General features: G+C 57.3%; 14 protein-coding genes and 1 pseudogene. 10 read left to right on the top strand and 5 right to left on the bottom strand.

Translation table 11 applies throughout. The annotated features are described in order from the left end of the window. The first annotated feature begins 1,138 nt into the window (after positions 1-1,138). The 10 genes and pseudogenes from IPK27_19945 to IPK27_19900 all read left to right on the top strand — a co-directional run bounded on the left by IPK27_19945 (position 1,139) and on the right by IPK27_19900 (position 11,443). Positions 1,139-1,672, top strand: coding sequence for a hypothetical protein (locus IPK27_19945; GenBank protein MBK8069803.1), 534 nt, complete (start codon positions 1,139-1,141; stop codon positions 1,670-1,672). A 608-nt stretch (positions 1,673-2,280) separates the two neighbouring features. Beyond that, entirely contained in the window at positions 2,281-2,622 is a 342-nt protein-coding gene (locus tag IPK27_19940) for a hypothetical protein (protein MBK8069802.1), read from the top strand. 492 nt (positions 2,623-3,114) lie between these two features. Beyond that, positions 3,115-4,092, top strand: a complete 978-nt coding sequence (locus tag IPK27_19935; GenBank protein ID MBK8069801.1) for a hypothetical protein — start codon at positions 3,115-3,117, stop codon at positions 4,090-4,092. Between the two features lie 129 nt (positions 4,093-4,221). Beyond that, positions 4,222-4,644: a hypothetical protein gene (locus IPK27_19930; GenBank protein ID MBK8069800.1), complete on the top strand. Its 423-nt coding sequence runs from the start codon at positions 4,222-4,224 to the stop codon at positions 4,642-4,644. Between the two features lie 190 nt (positions 4,645-4,834). Beyond that, positions 4,835-5,227 (top strand): annotated as a pseudogene (locus tag IPK27_19925) (hypothetical protein). A 139-nt stretch (positions 5,228-5,366) separates the two neighbouring features. Then, the gene (locus IPK27_19920) at positions 5,367-5,909 is read left to right on the top strand and encodes a hypothetical protein (GenBank protein MBK8069799.1); all 543 of its coding nucleotides are present in this window, start codon (positions 5,367-5,369) and stop codon (positions 5,907-5,909) included. Positions 5,910-7,249: 1,340 nt separating this feature from the next. Next, positions 7,250-7,717: a hypothetical protein gene (locus IPK27_19915; GenBank protein ID MBK8069798.1), complete on the top strand. Its 468-nt coding sequence runs from the start codon at positions 7,250-7,252 to the stop codon at positions 7,715-7,717. A 734-nt stretch (positions 7,718-8,451) separates the two neighbouring features. Further along, a complete protein-coding gene (locus IPK27_19910; protein ID MBK8069797.1) occupies positions 8,452-9,972 on the top strand; it encodes an IS21 family transposase in 1,521 nt (506 codons plus the stop codon). Then, a complete protein-coding gene (locus IPK27_19905) occupies positions 9,962-10,714 on the top strand; it encodes an ATP-binding protein (protein MBK8069796.1) in 753 nt (250 codons plus the stop codon). Before IPK27_19910 ends, IPK27_19905 begins: the two co-directional genes overlap by 11 nt. A gap of 66 nt (positions 10,715-10,780) precedes the next feature. Beyond that, on the top strand, positions 10,781-11,443 hold the full coding sequence (locus IPK27_19900; GenBank protein ID MBK8069795.1) for a hypothetical protein: 663 nt from the start codon (positions 10,781-10,783) through the stop codon (positions 11,441-11,443). Between the two features lie 291 nt (positions 11,444-11,734). Here IPK27_19900 and IPK27_19895 read toward each other — a convergent pair whose 3' ends face one another. The 5 genes from IPK27_19895 to IPK27_19875 form a co-directional block, all read right to left on the bottom strand. Further along, on the bottom strand, positions 11,735-12,139 hold the full coding sequence (locus tag IPK27_19895) for a hypothetical protein (protein ID MBK8069794.1): 405 nt from the start codon (positions 12,137-12,139) through the stop codon (positions 11,735-11,737). A 537-nt stretch (positions 12,140-12,676) separates the two neighbouring features. After that, the gene (locus IPK27_19890; protein MBK8069793.1) at positions 12,677-12,913 is read right to left on the bottom strand and encodes a hypothetical protein; all 237 of its coding nucleotides are present in this window, start codon (positions 12,911-12,913) and stop codon (positions 12,677-12,679) included. Positions 12,914-13,276: 363 nt separating this feature from the next. Further along, complete coding sequence (locus tag IPK27_19885; protein ID MBK8069792.1) at positions 13,277-14,704, bottom strand: phage major capsid protein; 1,428 nt, start codon at positions 14,702-14,704, stop codon at positions 13,277-13,279. Positions 14,705-14,892: 188 nt separating this feature from the next. Continuing rightward, the gene (locus IPK27_19880; GenBank protein ID MBK8069791.1) at positions 14,893-15,147 is read right to left on the bottom strand and encodes a hypothetical protein; all 255 of its coding nucleotides are present in this window, start codon (positions 15,145-15,147) and stop codon (positions 14,893-14,895) included. Between the two features lie 352 nt (positions 15,148-15,499). Further along, positions 15,500-16,006, bottom strand: coding sequence for a hypothetical protein (locus tag IPK27_19875; protein ID MBK8069790.1), 507 nt, complete (start codon positions 16,004-16,006; stop codon positions 15,500-15,502). Positions 16,007-16,725: the final 719 nt, after the last annotated feature.

The following is a 16,725-nucleotide window of genomic DNA, read 5'->3' as shown; positions in this document are numbered from 1 at the left end:
TGGGTGAGTGAGAACGAAATGAACGGAATGATGGTAGTTCTTGGTATGGTCGCGGCTTCCGATCCCTCCGCGCCTGATGAGGCATGGATCCATTGGGACGCTCAGCATTTTGTGCTTGTTAGAGGAACGGTCCCTGAAGGGCAGTTCGGGCTCGGTTCAAATGTTACTGTGAGAGTGAAAGAATCTCCAAGGTCCGGAGTTGGGGTCTCTGAAGAAGTCGGACAAGCGAACGTGCGTACAAAGGCTGGGGAGGTGTTTGAGCACAATTTCGGCTTCTCTTGGGGTGGTCTTTCGCGAACTACGGATCCTCCAACACCAATTCCAATCTTTCGTGTTGAATTAATTGGAGATACTCTGTGCGTGTACCAAGATTTTGATGCGTCGAAAAGTGGCGTGACAATTGTGGATTTAAAGGCAGTGGGAGCGTGGGATGAGTGCAAAAGGGCCCAATAACCAGAGGCCTAACTATGCAATCAAGCCGATTGCGGAACAGGCTCTTGGCTCAAACCGGACATTAATTTGCCGCAACGGCTTATTGCGGCGTTAGAAATCACTCGTATTGCCGTGGTCAAGCTCGTCAAGTGTGGGAAGGCTGGGGACGAGTCTTTTGTTTTTGTAGTTCATGGCGTAGGTTGGAAGCTGGGGATGGAAATGAAGGCTTGAGTTGATGACTTGGGGGGGGGAAATTGAGGTGGAGAGCTTGAGGTGGAGAACTTGAGGTGGAGAGCTTGAGGTGGAGAGCTTCATGTGGAGAACTTGAGGTGGAGAGCTTGAGGTGGAGAACTTGAGGTGGAGAGCTTGAGGTGGAGAGCTTCATGTGGAGAACTTGAGGTGGAGAACTTGAGGTGGAGAACTTGAGGTGGAGAACTTGAGGTGGAGAGCTTGAGGTGGAGAACTTGAGGTGGAGAGCTTGAGGTGGAGAGCTTGAGGTGGAGAACTTGAGGTGGAGAGCTTGAGGTGGAGAGCTTCATGTGGAGAACTTGAGGTGGAGAGCTTGAGGTGGAGAACTTGAGGTGGAGAACTTGAGGTGGAGAACTTGAGGTGGAGAACTTGAGGTGGAGAACTTGAGGTGGAGAACTTGAGGTGGAGAACTTGAGGTGGAGATTTTACGGTAGGTTTATTTCTGCTTCGTAGCTGGGTGATTTCTAACTATGCAATCAAGCCGACGCCGGAACAGGCTCTTCGCACAAATCGGACAATGCCGCCGGCGCGGCTTATTGCGGCGTTAGATTTTTTTGGCAGGGGAGAGGTTGCGACCCTTCTAGGAGAAATGATGGTCGAGATTTCCATGCTCGTAGTAGCTGTGTTTGGAACGTTCTTGATCACCCTTGGGGTTGTAGCGTTCGTTCGTCCACAGAAGTTTCGCAAATTTCTGCTGGGATTTGCGCAAAACGCGCGCGTTCACTTTATTGAGATGGGTTGTCGCCTTCTTGTTGGACTCGCATTTCTGGCGTCTGCACCTGGATTGAGATTTGAATCTGTATTTCTTGCCTTTGGATGGCTATTGATCGTGACAACTCTCGTTCTGGTTATGGTGCCGTGGAGGATTCACTTGAAATTTGCTCAATTGGTGGTCCCGCGAGCACTTGAGTACGCTTCATTCATGGGTGCCGTGTCCTGCCTATTGGGAATTGGTGTGTTCTTTGGCCTATTTAGTGATGGAAAAATCTAACTATGCGTTCAAGCCGACCGCGGAACAGGCGCTTCGCACAGACCGTGGCACTGCGTGCCGCGGCGGCTTAACGCGGCGTTAGAATTCACTCGTTTGGCCGTGGCCGAGCTCGCCAAACGCCAGAAAGCTGGGCGGGAATTGGTTCTGAGTTGTTGCCTAGGCGGGATGCACTGAGGTATGGAGCGGGGAGGGGAAGGTTTGAGGATGGAGTCTGAGGTAGAGTGTCTGTGGTTGAAAACACTGGGGTGGAGGACTTGAGGTAGAAACTTGAGGTAGAAACTTGAGGAGGAAACCTGAGGAGGAAACTTGAGGAGGAAACTTGAGGTGGAAACTTGAGGTGGAAACTTGAGGTGGAAACTTGAGGTGGAAACTTGAGGTGGAAACTTGAGGTGGAAACTTGAGGTGGAAACTTGAGGTGGAAACTTGAGGTGGAAACTTGAGGTGGAAACTTGAGGTGGAAACTTGAGGTGTGGATTTTACGGTAGGTATATTTTCGCTCTGTAGACGGGTGAATTCTAACTATGTGTTCAAGCCGACGCCGGAACAGGCTCTTCGTTCAACCTGGCTGCGCGGCCGGCGCGGCTTAACACGGCGTTAGGTGTCCATACATGAACCCCGAGTGGTTGAAGTTCCCGAAGCTGCACCTGGTTGCGCTGCCTCTAATCTCGGGGTGCGCTCTTCTCGTGTCCCTGATGTTTGGATTTGGAGAGGGAGGAATTGCGGTTGGATCGTTGAACTTCCTTCAGCTTGCTATCTTCTATTTGGCACTGGTGGTGTTTTGTGTGTCTGCTTTGTCGCAGATCGTCGTCATTCCGTTGGCGGTGCGTCGGCTCCTTCTGCTGAACGAGCCTGAGAGGATGGCTGCATTTGGGGAAATAATCGTGGGAGTTGGTCAACTTGCTATTGTGGTATTTGTCTTAGGCTCCTTCGGGCCAGGAGAAATTCTGTGAGTGTTGATTCAGGCGTTGAGCGCGTATTTTGTGTAAGGTGTGGACACCTAACTATGCATTCAAGCCGATTGCGGAACAGGCTCTTCGCTCAAACCAGTCTATCGTGCCGCAACGGCTTAATGCGGCGTTGGACGTCAGAAGCAGTGGCGGGTCGGGGGAGAGCGTGAGTGGAGTGGTGTGAAGAGCCAAAGCATTGAGCGTTTAATCTTGCTCGCGTGGGTTGGAGAAGAAGGGCAATAGCACCAGTGTCGTATCAATTGAGCGGGTTCTTTCGTGGCTGTTTCTGAAGAAGGGCGGTAGTCGTTGTTGGGGCGCCATCTTTGTTAAACGCTTGATCCATCGAATAGATCGGGAAAGGCTTCTTGCGTGGCATCCTCGAAGCGGGGAACCTGGTTCGGTGGTCACTTGCGCAAGTAGCATGAGGCGAGAAGATCAACAGCATAATGGTCAAGGAAGTTGGAGGCTCGGGCACAATGGGACCGAGGTGAAAAAATGAGACTGTGGTACTTCTTGCTTGCGTTTCTCTCGCTCGCTTCGGGCGCCGTCCTAGCTACGGAGCTTCGGTTGAAAGAGGCATCGGCCCTGCAGTTACATGGAATTGACGACTATTTGAAATGGGTGCCGATGGAGGTGCTCGATGAGGCTGCTAGGACAGAAATAATTGCCAAAGGTGAGTCTACTACCCAAGACTTTGTGGCTGCGAACAATCGGTATAGCCTTTTTCATAAGTTCGAAGGTGAAAGGGCATTCGTACGGTCGTTGCTGATTCTGGTTTCACCTTCTGAATCCCCGCCACTCGCCTTTTCCGAGTGGGAAACAAAAGCTGCAGCGGAGCTTTTGAAACTCGGCGTGACTTTAAAGGAGATGATCTGTCCAGATGAATGGATGGATGATTGCAGCCTCCGTCAGGTTGTGAACTCCGAGGGAATTGGAGTTGGAAATTTGTTTGTGCTAAGAAAAGGCCGGTCAATCTACTCCGTTACAATATTGGGATTATCGAGCTTTGATAGGACGCAAGACGCAAGGGAATTCCTGGAAATGAGGGCCATTAAAAACATGGCCTTTAATCCGACCACGCTTGCTGCGGAGGCTGGGAAGGAAAAGCAAAAGATCTTAGACATACCTAAGGAATCCGCTCGTGGAGGGATTTTCTGGGCGTTGCTACTTTTCTACGCATTGGTTTACTCCGCCCTCTACTGGGGGGGCGCGTTGATCAACCGCGTCGCGGGAAGAGTAATTGCTAGGCGGCGTTTGGTCGGGCTCGTAGGAACGTCTCTGCTCGCTGTGTCCGCTGGTTTTTACGTCCGGGGCCAAGTTGTGGGTACGGGTGTACTCAACACACTCGACTCTTTCGAAATGGGGAGGGTTGAAGGTGAGCTGATTGGCATGTACTTGAGCCCTCTTTTGATGTTGGCGCTGGGCGTGGGTTTGAGCGTATGGAGGGAATCGCGAAATAACCCGAAAGAGTAAGTGGAGTCGTAAGAGCGACGCCTAACTATGCAATCAAGCCGATTGCGGAACAAGCTCTTGGCTCAAACCGGACAATATCGTGCCGCAACGGCTTATTGCGGCGTTAGCTTTCTTCTCGGAGTGACGTAAGTGGCCGCTCGCCCCAAGCCATTCAATGTCGAGGCACTTTTATCTTCCGTTGTGGCGGCACTGCAGATCAAAGGTGATTCGCGAGCTATTGCCGCTGTTGTTGAAGGAGAGGCTGAACTTCTGCTGTGGGACCATGATTTCGGAGTAAATTACTGGCGGCTCAATCTGGGCATACCAATTCAACTGTATTACGCGCTTTCTGATGCAGAGAGAGAATCAGCGGAAGAATCAATTTTGGAGGTCGCAAGACACTTTTTCGGATCACTTGCAGAAGATGCTTTGAATAGGGTTGTGCTGTCACCACAGGTGAGAGATGTCACGGAGGATTGGCGCGGAGAGGCCCTGAAATTCATCAAGGGGGAAGGTGTTACTAAGCAACAAGGGAGTTCCCCCGGCTCTGCCGGGGTGGCAGTAGCAGTTTGACGTTTACAGAAGTTGCTTCCATCGGCGGTCGGCTCAGTTCAGGCGCAGACGTTAATGTGGCGGCGAGGCACACGGGAAATTGGTCAGGGCGATGGATGTGGACTGGCCAGCCTTTGATTCTCGATTGCGAAAAGACCCCTTTGAGGGGTCCGCAATCGTTAAAGCCCGGCTCTGCCGGGGGATACTTACTCAGGGCAGGGTAAGAAGTGACAACATAGCTTCGAAGGAGCACCGTGGTCTCCTTTTCCGCTCCAAGGCAGAAATTGTCCTTTTTGATGCGCTGGTTCGTGCCAAACTCGCGGTATCGCCATTGCCAGTTTTTGTGCGAGTGGGGAAGTCGTATAACAGACTGGAGCCGGATTTCCTGATTATTTACAAGGGATTGACGTTTGTGGTGGAGGTTGACGGCGATACGTATCACCGGGAAACACCTGTAGAAGCTGATAAGCGGCTTGTCCCGCTAACCTATGAAGGTGTTGAAGTTCGTCGGATACGCGCAGAGGATCTCAACTCTGATATGGCGGCAGACGCGGCTGTTCGAGACCTCATGCAGTTCATGGCAAAGAGGAAGGAATCTCGTTGAAATTATGAGGAAGAAAGCTAACTATGTGTTCAAGCCGACGCCGGTACAGGCTCTTCGTTCTACCTGGCTGCGCGGCCGGCGCGGCTTAACACGGCGTTAGGTTTCCGTACCTGAGCTTCCAACAAGATTGAGAGAAATGATGTCCCGTAAATTGACCAGAATTTGGTTGGTCGGAATCGGCCTAGCGCTTGCGGGATACTTTGGACTGAGTTGGATTTCAGCTGCGCCTGAGCATGCGGAGGTGATGATGCATGAGGATGGGCATTTTCAGTGCGACAGAAGCTCAGATGGGTTTGTGGAAGCGCTGGTTGGGGCATTTGATGGAACCGGAAACGTTACAAATAGATTCATGGAAATGCCCAGTCAATGTCCACATGATGCTCACGCGGTTCAACTTGCTTGGGCTATTGAGGTTGGATTTCCCCGGAGACCTTTGGATCGCGCATTGAGCGCTAAATATCTTGCTACGTCGTTCTATCCACAAGACGCTCAATTCTCCGCACTAGCCCTGGCGCTTTTGGCATTTGAGTCTCGAGTGTGCGGATCTACAGACATATTGATTGAGCGTCTTAAATTAGTAGATATTTCTGATGAGCGTGTGGTGGTGGCTGTCCGCGACGCAATGAAACGGAAAGGCGGTGAAAATGTTGGATGTGATCCTTTAAATCCTCGATCGGACTGAAACCTAACTATGCAATCAACCCGACGCCGGAACAGGCTCTTCGCTCAAATCGGGCAATACTGCCGGCGCGGGTTATTGCGGCGTTAGCTTTCATATTGCCCCTTCGCGCAAGGAATCTTCGAGTCGTGAAAGAGTGCATTGAACTCACCAGAAGGCCAGATTGCCGCATTGCGCGCGATTGTGGTTCTGTGGGTGGTAGAGCACTCCGCCGCGCGGCCTTCGTGCGGCTGTCGCACAGAGCAAGCCCGGTGGGCAGCTTTGTACAAGGCTTGTCGCCTACTGGCCGCATTGCTTGCGGTAGGCGGGCGGGTACCGTTGTCGCTTCGGTTGGTGGTTGGCATTGCGGGAAGCGTGAGGCAAGGTTGCCGCGCCTGGCGCGGCGGCTCTCTCGCAGGTCGCAGTCGGTGGCTGCCGCCGCCGCGCGCTTGCGGGCGGTCGGTTCAACGGCGCATGCTCGGTTGGGGCTTAAGGATGAAAAGCTAACTATGCAATCAAGCCGACGCCGGAACAGGCTCTTGGCACAGACCGGACACAGCGGCCGGCGCGGCTTATTGCGGCGTTAGAATTCATGCGCCAGATTGTGAGCTAGTTCGTCTTGGGGCGGTTTGCTGAGAAGTCTCCAGGTGTGAAAGACCTGGGGTGGAAAACTAGAGCTGGAGAGCTTGAGGTGGAGAGCTTGAGGTAGAGAGTTTGACGTAGAGAGCTTGAGGTAGAGAGCTTGAAGTAGAGAGCTTGAGGTAGAGAGGTAGAGAGCTTGAGGTAGAGAGCTTGAGGTAGAGAGCTTGAGGTAGAGAGCTTGAGGTAGAGAGCTTGAGGTAGAGAGCTTGAGGTAGAGAGCTTAAGGTGGGGGCTTTACGGTAAGTTCAATTTCGCCCTGAATGAGGATGAATTCTAACTATGTGTTCAAGCCGACGCCGGAACAGGCTCTTCGCACCATCTGGCCGCGCTGCCGGCGCGGCTTAACACGGCGTTAGAATTCATGCGCAAGATTGTGAGCTAGCTCGTCTTGGGGCGATTCGCTGGGAAAGCTGAGGTGGAGGACCTGAGGTGTAGAGCCTGAGGTGTAGAGCCTGAGGTAGGGAGCTTGAGGTAGAGAGCTTGCGGTAGAGAGCTTGAGGTAGAGAGCTTGAAGTAGAGAGCTTGGGGTAGAGAGCTTGAGGTAGAGAGCTTGAGGTAGAGAGCTTGAGGTAGAGAGCTTAAGGTGGGGGCTTTACGGCAAGTTCAATTTCGCTCTGAATGAGGATGAATTCTAACTATGTGTTCAAGCCGACGCCGGAACAGGCTCGTCGCACCATCTGGCCGCGCTGCCGGCGCGGCTTAACACGGCGTTAGATTGCATTGTGACTATCGACGAACTCGAAAACTTGGTTACTGCCAGCAACTGGTTTTCGCGGGTCGGCGAATTCCAATCTGGCGAGGACGCGGTCTCGCTGGAGTCTATGGCGGGCGATCTGGCGTGGAATTGGCTGCCTACATCCCGAGACCAAGAAGATCCGGTACATGGGGAGAACCTACGTGTGTTGGTCGATCTCAACGGCAAGGGAACTGAGAGGAGGGATGCGGAGTTGCGGGTGGTAAAGACGGCACTTAGGTCTATGCGTAGACTCGAAACGTATGCTACTCGCCTGGTGGAGACCCCACATGACTACAACATCGCAGCTCAATCAGGAGCACAATACGCGGCAAGAATGGCGGCGCGGGAGATAATTGCTGAGAAATGCGGTTTTTGGTGTCGGGTGATAAGGTTGTACGCTATTGGCTACTGGCCTTGTGGCTTGACGGAAGATAAAAGATTGGTTGTCTACTGAGATGCAATCTAACTAGCTGCGCAACTAGCAACCTAAGCTATTGAATATGCTAGAGAAAGTGTCGGCCCAAGGATTCTGTTCCCCACGCTGACCCCCACGGGATGCGGTGGTGGGTTGTAGGCGGTTTTGGGAGGGGGGGCGCGGTGCGGTGCTGCCGAGTAAGTATGCTGGCCTTAAAAATCCAAAGGGGGGGAGTCGTGCGGACAGTTATCCTTTTCCTGTTCCTTGCGGTTAGTTCGGAAGCATTTTGTCGGCCCGCTGGAAATTTCGGATTTGGCGCGCCGCCTTCTTTCCTCGACATTTCTCGCCACCTTCGCAGCCAGCTATTTCTAGGTGAAGCCGAGCCACTTTCAATAAGCCAGCCAGAAGCGGCTTGCATGAAACGAGGATTCGCTTGGCGGGATTTATGCGGCTACAAGTTCTGTGCGGAGGCACGGGGAAGAGTTGGTGAAGTGTGGATTGTGCAGGGGTTTGGATACCAAGAAAACCCGAGGCATAAGTGCAAGGCAGGATTTAAGGCTTGGGTAGGAGATCCACCTGGATATTCCGGTTCATGAGAGGCCACCATTCCGGCGCATGCGAGGCCAGGATTCCGGACGATGCGAGGCCACGGTTCCGGGGCATGCGAGGCCAGCGTTCCGGGTCATGGGAGGCCAGTGCGGCGGTCGCTTGAGGGGGGTCATCCTCGCGGGCTTTGCCTGCGGGGTATTCCCATGTCTCAAGCGAGGTTGCTCATGCGACAGATTCGAGAACTGCTGCGGTTGCACTATGAGGAAGGGCTGAGCCGGCGGGTGCTGGCGCGCTCGCAGGGGGTGGCGCGCAGTACGGTGGAGCGCCTGCTCAAGCACTTTGCGGCGTCGGGGCTTAGTTGGCCGCTGGACGCCGGGTTGAGCGACGAGGAACTGGAGCGGCGGTTATATCGGAGTCATCCGCACCAGGGGACAGCGAAGCCCTGCGCGCGGCCCAACTATGCGGCGATGGTGCCGGAGTTGGCGCGCAAAGGGGTGACCCGGCGGCTGTTGTGGTCCGAGTATCGCGAGCAACATCCGGACGGCATCGGCTACAGCGTGTTCTGCGATGAGCTGGGCGCGTTCCTGGCTGACCGTGATCTGGCTTATCGCCACGACCATGTGCCGGGCGAGAAGGCCTATTTCGACTTCGCCGGTCTGACGTTGGACTACCGCATCGGCGACAAGGTCGCATCGGCGCACATCTTCACCGCCGCGCTCGGCTGGTCGAACGCGATCTTCGCGCACGCCTATGCCAACGAGACGGCCGAGAGCTGGCTCGACGGCCATCACCGGGCCTTCGTCGCCTTCGGTGGCGTGCCCCGGATTGCGGTGCCCGACAATCCGCGTGCGCTGATTGCCCGAGCGGATCGCTTCGAGCCGAAGCTGACCGCGGCCTATCGCGACTTTGCGCGCCACTACGATGTCGTCGTGATCCCGGCCCGAGTACGCAAGCCCAGGGACAAGTCGCCGGTCGAGGGCGCCGTGAAGGTGGTCGAGATGCAGATCCTCGCCTGCGCGCGCGACCGCGTGTTCGCCTCGCTCGATGCCCTCAACGACTGGCTGAAGGAGAAGCTCGCGGCATTGAATGCGACGCCGTTCCAGAAGCGCGTGGGCTCGCGCGACAGCCAGTTGGCCGAGGAGCGCGTGCATCTGTCGCCATTGCCAGCGAACCGCTTCGAGATGGCCAGCTACCTGGTGCGCAAGGTGGCGCGCGACTATCACGTCGACGTCCACCGGCAGTACTACAGCGTCCCTCATGTACACGCCGGACAGATCGTCGAAGTCCGCCTGACCCAGGCGCATGTCGAAGTGCTGATCCGCGATCAGCGGATTGCACTGCATCGCCGCGCACCGCCGAGCCAACGCTTCATCACCGATCCGGCGCACATGCCGGCGCATCACCGCGCCTATGCCGACCCGAAGATCCTGCAGCGGGCGGCGGCTGTCGGCAGTCGGACGCTCGCGTTCATCGAGACGCTGTTCGCCAAGCGCCGGCATCCGGAACAAGCGATCCGCAGTGCCCAGGGCGTGCTCGGCCTGGTGCGCGACCACGGCGCGAGCGCACTCGAGGACGCGTGCGCACGCGCCTGTGCCCTCGACACCATCGGCTACGAGCATGTGCGCCGGCTGTTGCTCAGTGCGCGCAACCAGTTGCCGCTGCCGCTCCCGCCGCAGACCCATGAGCACGTCCGCGGCAGCGACTATTACAGTGCCAGCCATCCGGAGGTGCGCCATGCTGCATGAACCTGTGCACCAGCAACTGGCGCGCCTGGGCCTGCGCGGCGTGGCCGACACCCTGGCGCGGATGTCCCCGGGCGACGAGTTCATCGACACCCTCGCCACCCTGCTCGAAGCCGAATGCCTGCACCGCGACAGCGTAGCCCAGACGCGGCGGCTGAAGCTTGCGCGCCTCAGCCAGCGGGCACACCCGGCCGACGTCGACCTGCGCACGCCGCGCGGTCTGGGCAAGAGCCGCTGGCTCCATCTGCTCAGCCTCAACTGGCTCAGGCAACACCAGCACGTGCTGCTGATCGGCCCGACTGGCGTCGGCAAGAGCTACCTCGGCTGCGCGCTCGCCAAGGCCGCCATCGACGCCAAGCACTCGGTGCGCTACCTGCGCCTGCCACGCCTCGGCGACGAGCTCAGTGCACTACAGGCGCAAGGGCGGACCAGCCACTGGCTGAAGACCCTGAGCCGCATCGACCTGCTGATCCTCGACGACTTCGGCCTGGTGCCGATGTGCGCGGAGCACCAGCCGCTGCTGCTGGAACTGCTGGAAGATCGCCACCAGCGCGGAAGCGTGCTGCTGACCAGCCAGCTGCCGCTCAAGCTCTGGCACGGTCAGTTCAAGGATCCCACCCTGGCCGACGCCATCCTCGACCGCCTGGTACACAACGCAGAGCTGGTTGAGCTCAGCGGCGAATCAATGCGCAAGAAGGGCTCAAAGCCAACAGACGCCAAGGACAGAAACGACCCGTCCGACTAGACTCAACCAACCACCTTCGGGCGACCGCCTTCACTGGCCTCCCATGGCCCGGAACACTGGCCTCGCATGCGTCGGAACGGTGGCCTCGCATGGGCGGAATATCCACCACCTGTTCCTGTTGCTGAGTTCTGCAACTTCCAGCCGGATAACGACGGATGCAAGGCGGGACGAAAGGAAGGCTTGGAGCCCTTGACGCTAGATGAAAGCACTGGCGTCGCGATTATTGCGCGGGAAGAAGCGGAGAGAAAGAAGCAGGAAGCCGAGCAAGCCGCTGCGGCCGCAGCGGAAAAGGAGCGTATTGCTAAGGAACTTGCCGCCGCGGAGGCGTTGAGCGAATTGGAGCGGCAATTAGAACAGAAGCTACTTGCTCAATACAATTCGCAGGGGCCAGTTCGCGCATATCCTAAACTTGCGTCATATCGATACAAGAAGTGCCAAGATTCCGCTAATGACGCGCTGACTATTGAAGCTCGGGACGGGCCGCTTTATGCCGCAAAACTCGAAAGAATCGAGAAATGCGCCGCCGATGCTGAGACAGCACTAGGTGTTGAAGTGAAGCTAGCATTGCATCGTGCCAGCCCAAAAAGTCGCCGATGCTCTCAAGGAGCTTCACGCCTACACCGTCGCCTCATTGCGCGCCCTGTCCAACTTCCACCAATCCGTAATCGAAGCACGGCAGGCGAGAGCGGAGCGAATGGCAGGTATCGACGAACGAACCACGAGGGTTGAGCTTGAATTATAGAGGCTTCAGCACTACTCGAAACCGCTCCGAAAAACCATCGGCTCGATTAAGTCTTGAGTTGTGATCTTGATCAAGATCGGAACAGGAAGCGTTCCCCGAACCTTTCTGTGCTTCATTTCCACTACGTCCGCACCTTTTCCATTATCGGACTGACTTTCTGTTTGCGGCGTTATCGCATTCGAGCGCGCTTCTTGTGCGCATGAATTCAACGGATTAGCACCAATCAGCAGAATTGCAGAAAGGATCGCGAGCCGGCACAAAGCGAACATAACGCCCCCTCAATCAAGGATGAAAGTTCGGATCGTGCATGGCTGACCGGGAGTGTTTTGGAATTGATAACGGACGGGATCTTGAACGTAGTAGGCTGTTAGCAACCCTGCGTAGATCCTCGCGTATCCAACGTGAGTCGGACGAAGGTATGCCGTTACGCGGTTCGGGTTGCCGCTCGCGTCGCATGCAGTAACGACGCCAGAGTTGCCAGTGACCACGACAGCAACATCGCCGTTTTCGAGCACCGCGAGTTCTAGAAGCACGACGTTGGCGCATTCTGTTGGTGCGCAGTCGGCGAGCGCGGAAGCCGAGTAGCCGAGTCCGAGAACAGCGATACAGCGCAGCATTGCATTCATCGTCAGCCCCGCCGGGTTGGGTTGAGCCTCGTTGTCGGCGTGCTCGCTCAGGTACACGAGAGCACGCGCGCAGAGTGTCGCGCGAGGCGAGCGGCAGGGCAAGCGGCAGGAAGTGGCGGATCTTGGCAGGGCGTGAGGCAATCGGGCATCTAGACGTCTAGCGGTATAGACGTCCGAAAGTGCAAGTTTGCACAGTTTGCACGGCGAGCCTAGGCAGCAGCAGGGCAAGCTGATCAGGGCGGCGAAGGGGCGGAAGCCGAGTCGCGAAAATTGTCGGACGTGCTGGCTGTTTCGGTTTCGCAGTGGCAAGTCAGCGGGAATCCGCGTTCGCGCATCGCGAAATAAATATCTTCCCTAAGCAACAAGGGAGTTCCCCCGGCTCTGCCGGGGTGGCAGTAGCAGTTTGACGTTTACAGAAGTTGCTTCCATCGGCGGTCGGCTCAGTTCAGGCGCAGACGTTAATGTGGCGGCGAGGCACACGGGAAATTGGTCAGGGCGATGGATGTGGACTGGCCAGCCTTTGATTCTCGATTGCGAAAAGACCCCTTTGAGGGGTCCGCAATCGTTAAAGCCCCCGGCTCTGCCGGGGGATACTTACTCTGAGCCGGCGAAAACTTTTTTTCGATAATGGGCGACAAGGTTTTGAGTATCTTTCGGTGCTTTACGCATCAAAATGGCCGATCCATTTTCAAACATGACGAAATATGCACCGCCCCAATATTGTATTGCATGTTGAATTGCTTGACGCATTAAAAGAAACTCGGCGGGCGTTATCTGCTCGCCCATTTTGATCGGGGGGTATTTTCGGCGGGTTGGTTTCGCTGTTTGCATTACTCCGCCCCTCAGATTGTTGCGCGATCACGGCCGAATGAACGTCGCACCGCTCGCGCTGGCGGAGTTTGTCGGCACCCCCGCCTTGCCGGCCGGACTTTCACCGGCGGGACGTTCCGACTGACTGTGCGGACCGGTCCCTGAACATTGCGAAGCGCTCGGCGCCTACTCAGTGGGTGCTAGTGGCACCGTGTGGGCGGTTGAAAGTGGACTCAATCTTGGGCATCGAAAGTTTTTCGACGGATTTCTGCAAACGAAGGTGGCGCGCCGTGTCGCGGCATTTGGTGGAACCTTTGGAACCCCACCCCTCCGGGCATTGATGCGGCCGGCGTTTTTCAGGTGCCGGCCGCATTCGTATTCGCATCAGGTGCGCGCATTCAAGTAGGCGCACCATCCAAGCGTCGGCCCACCGGCATAAGGCGTGATCGCCGAATTCCACATTCCGCAACCCGATACGCGCCAGATCAATCGCCAAGCAATCGCGTCCCGGTCAAAGCCGTGTGACCGATCCACTTCAATTCGGGCGGTTGTGCGCATTGCGAGCGCGAATTGCGAAAGATCGGCAATGACGATATCTCCAGCATCGCCAATCGGGTTGCAAACCTCGGTAGTCACCACCGGACGGCCCAAGATGGTGCCCACGAATTCACCCACGGCAGCATTGGACGCATTGCCATTCCCTAGCAAAATGGGAATCGTTGAGCCCGGCCAGGACATTTGCAGCAACTGGCCGAGAACGCTTGGAGAGATAAACCACGTGGCCCGTTTCTGCGACGCAGGAGAAATGCGACCGAACATATTTATCAGATTCTGGTAGAGCACCGTGCCGGCAGTCTGGCCGCTTTCGGGATTTACCGCGATTGCTGATGGATCATTCAAGATTCCCAACGGCTGACCGGCGCCTGTCCCGCGCAAGATTGCGGCATCCAGGGCATACGCGGCAGCTTCGGCCATTTTGGTTTCCAGTTGTGCCGCGAAATTGAGTCCGTCTGCTGCCAATTCTCCGCTTGCTTCCGCGAGCAAGAAAATTTTGTGCAAGCGAACATCCACATTCCGCCATTTCATGCGTTGCGCGGTTTGCTGTTGGTTTTCACCGGCCCAATTGGCGGAAAGCCCGGCAATATCCGTTGACCGATTTTGTGTATCGGGCATCGGAATGGTGATTCCATTTGTGCTCGTCGGGAATAACAAACACCGCGGCGCAAATTCAGCGGCTTGCATGGCTTGGTCCAAGATGCCCGCAAACCAGAAATTGGGGACCGCGAAACCGCCATCGGCACCGCTCGATTCCGTTCCCGTGAGGTTGAGCATTCGAGGATCGGCGACACCGCGGGCCACCGATTGGAAAAATGCTTCTACGTTCTGGCCGAACGCATCGGCTGAGCGAGGCAGAAGGATGGAGGAAGCCCGAGCACAGTTTGCGGGGAGCACCATGCCGCGGCTACGATCACCAGACACTGTTGCGCGGCCGGAGGCTGAGTCCGCATTTGCCGCGGCGACGACATCCGGCGGCAGCGCTCCGCGCGGCATCGGCTCGGCAAGAGCGCGTTGCATTCCCTGAACTCGATCTATCGCGTCCAGTTCAGCCTGAAGCCCCAAGAATTCATTGTGCAGTTCGTCGACGCTGGCGCGCTCATCTGCGGTGAGGGAACGCCCTTCGCGCTCGGCGGCGGCAGCTATTGCGGTTGCGCGGTCAGCCGTCGCTATCAGGCGCTCTCGGATTGAGTCGGGATCGGCGGCGACAGCATTGCGCATGCCGCGGACCATGAAGTCAAGGTTGTTTTTGCACATGGCGAGATTTTCCACAATTGAGAGGGGAATTTGCTGCCCCACAAGCGGGGCTATATTGCGGTCTGTCCGCCTTTCATCGCGCCATCCGGCGGGGCCGCTGGTGGCCCTGTCGTGTACTAGCGCGCACGCTTGAATATGTCCATTGGCGCGGCTCGCGTCAACGCGAAGTGCGCTAAATGTGTCCACACTCAGTGCAACTCTTCCCGCGTCGCCATCCTCATTAGAGGGACTCGCGTTAGCACCGCGCGCGCTCCGGACTTGTCAGCGGCAACGACTTGAATGAATCCACCATGTCGACTTGTGTGGAAGATCAATTCAGTTCCACCGCCATCGGAATCATTGTCCATGAGCAATGCCTTTTGGGCATCGCTTAATGATATTTCAAGAAAGGCGCTAATCGAATTTACAAGTTCAACAGCGGCCGGGTTAGATCGCACGTTCATTTGTTCGCTCCTATTCCAGTTGATTCGCAGTTTGCCTTAATTCAATTCAGCCGTTCGAGCATTTCTGCCCGCGGACATCCTCCGGGGCGCATCTGAGCCAGCGCGCAGCACTAGTCATCGCTGCCACAGTCGGGAGTGCAAACTTGCACAGCTGCTCGCCCGATCAGCGCGCCGTGTTCCATCGCGATGCAGGCCAGCGCGCCGTTCACTCGTGCTCGATCTACGTCGCCAAGCTCCCGCAGTGGCCCACTGTCCTGTGCGGCAGCGCGCACCATCCGAAGCACCCCATCCGCGTCGACGAGCGCGAGCAGGACGTGATTGCCGGAGCGGCGCATGTGGAGCAGGCGAGCGGTCACGCGGCCACCCGAGCGCACCTGCGCAACGCGAGTGCCGACAGCAGCCATCCCCGCGCTGCCAGTCCATCCGCCGGTAGATATCGCGCGTCGATGCTGGCATCCCGTGCAGCCGCAGCGAGCGCTTCCAGGGCACCCCGGAGGGCACGTTGCGCGTCCGTCACCGATCGCTGCAACGCCTTCGACCCCGGTTCATCCTGCTGCGCTGCTCGAAGGTGCAGCAATGCAAGTTGGAGACGTTCCACGAGCAGCAGAACGGGCAGGGCAGCCGGCGCTTCGGCGAACGCTCCGCGCTCGACTGCAAGCTCGCGCAGCACTTCAAATCGGTGCGCCTCGACAAACGAAACCGACGAGTCCAGAGCATCGGGGGCCAGCGCAGTCACGTGGATCACGTCCGCACTCGAAACAACCGAGGCGCCCGACAACCTAACGAACGTCAAGGGCGAAACGTTAGACATCCTTGAAGCCCTCCGAAGCATCACCAGCAGAATCACCAGCAACAGCACCGGCAACAGCACCAGCCGCCGCGCTTCGCTTGGTATCTTTATAAACGTGCACTGAGGTAGTGCTCCCGGGCGCGAGGCCGTTCCGGGGGCCCCGGCGGGGGGGGGGGGGGCGCGGGGGGGGGGGGGCGGGGGGCTGGCGCGTGGCCGCGCCAGGCCCACCGGCCGCGGGGGCTGGTCGAACGCGTCTCGCGCCGCCGCCCCCCCGGCCCCCCCCCCCCCCCCCCCCCCCCCCCCCCCCCCCGGCCCCCCCGCCGGGCCCCCGGCGCGGCCCCGCGGCCGCCCCGCCGCGCCCCCCCCCCCCCCCCACCACCCCCCCTCCCCCCCCCCCCTGGCGGCATCGGCGATTTACCCTCACTCGGCACGAAATCAGTGCAAGGGCGATCAATTTTTCGCCGCGCATTGCACTGCCTTAGTGCAGGCTCTTGCACTGCCGTAGTGCAGGCACTTTTTTCTGTTCGCCACGCGAGCGACGCTTTCCGCTCAGCCGGAAAACTGTGGTAGGGGCTCGCGTCCATCGGCTCCGAAGTGATCGCGAAACGCGTCATGCCGGAGCCGACAGAACCCGGACGCGTCACGATAACAAACCCAGTCTTCACAAGTTCCGCGACTGCGCCAGCGAAACAAACCCCGTTCGCTCCCCATCCCATGCCACGCAATTCTTTGCGAGGGACGGCAATATTTCCGTTGTTTGAGCCATTGTAGAGAGCGGCGATATCAAT

The organism is Rhodanobacteraceae bacterium, from assembly GCA_016713135.1.
Classification (GTDB): domain Bacteria; phylum Pseudomonadota; class Gammaproteobacteria; order Xanthomonadales; family SZUA-5; genus JADKFD01.
The sequence above is the reverse complement of the archived record's forward strand: the minus strand, read 5'-3'. Positions and strand labels throughout refer to the sequence as shown.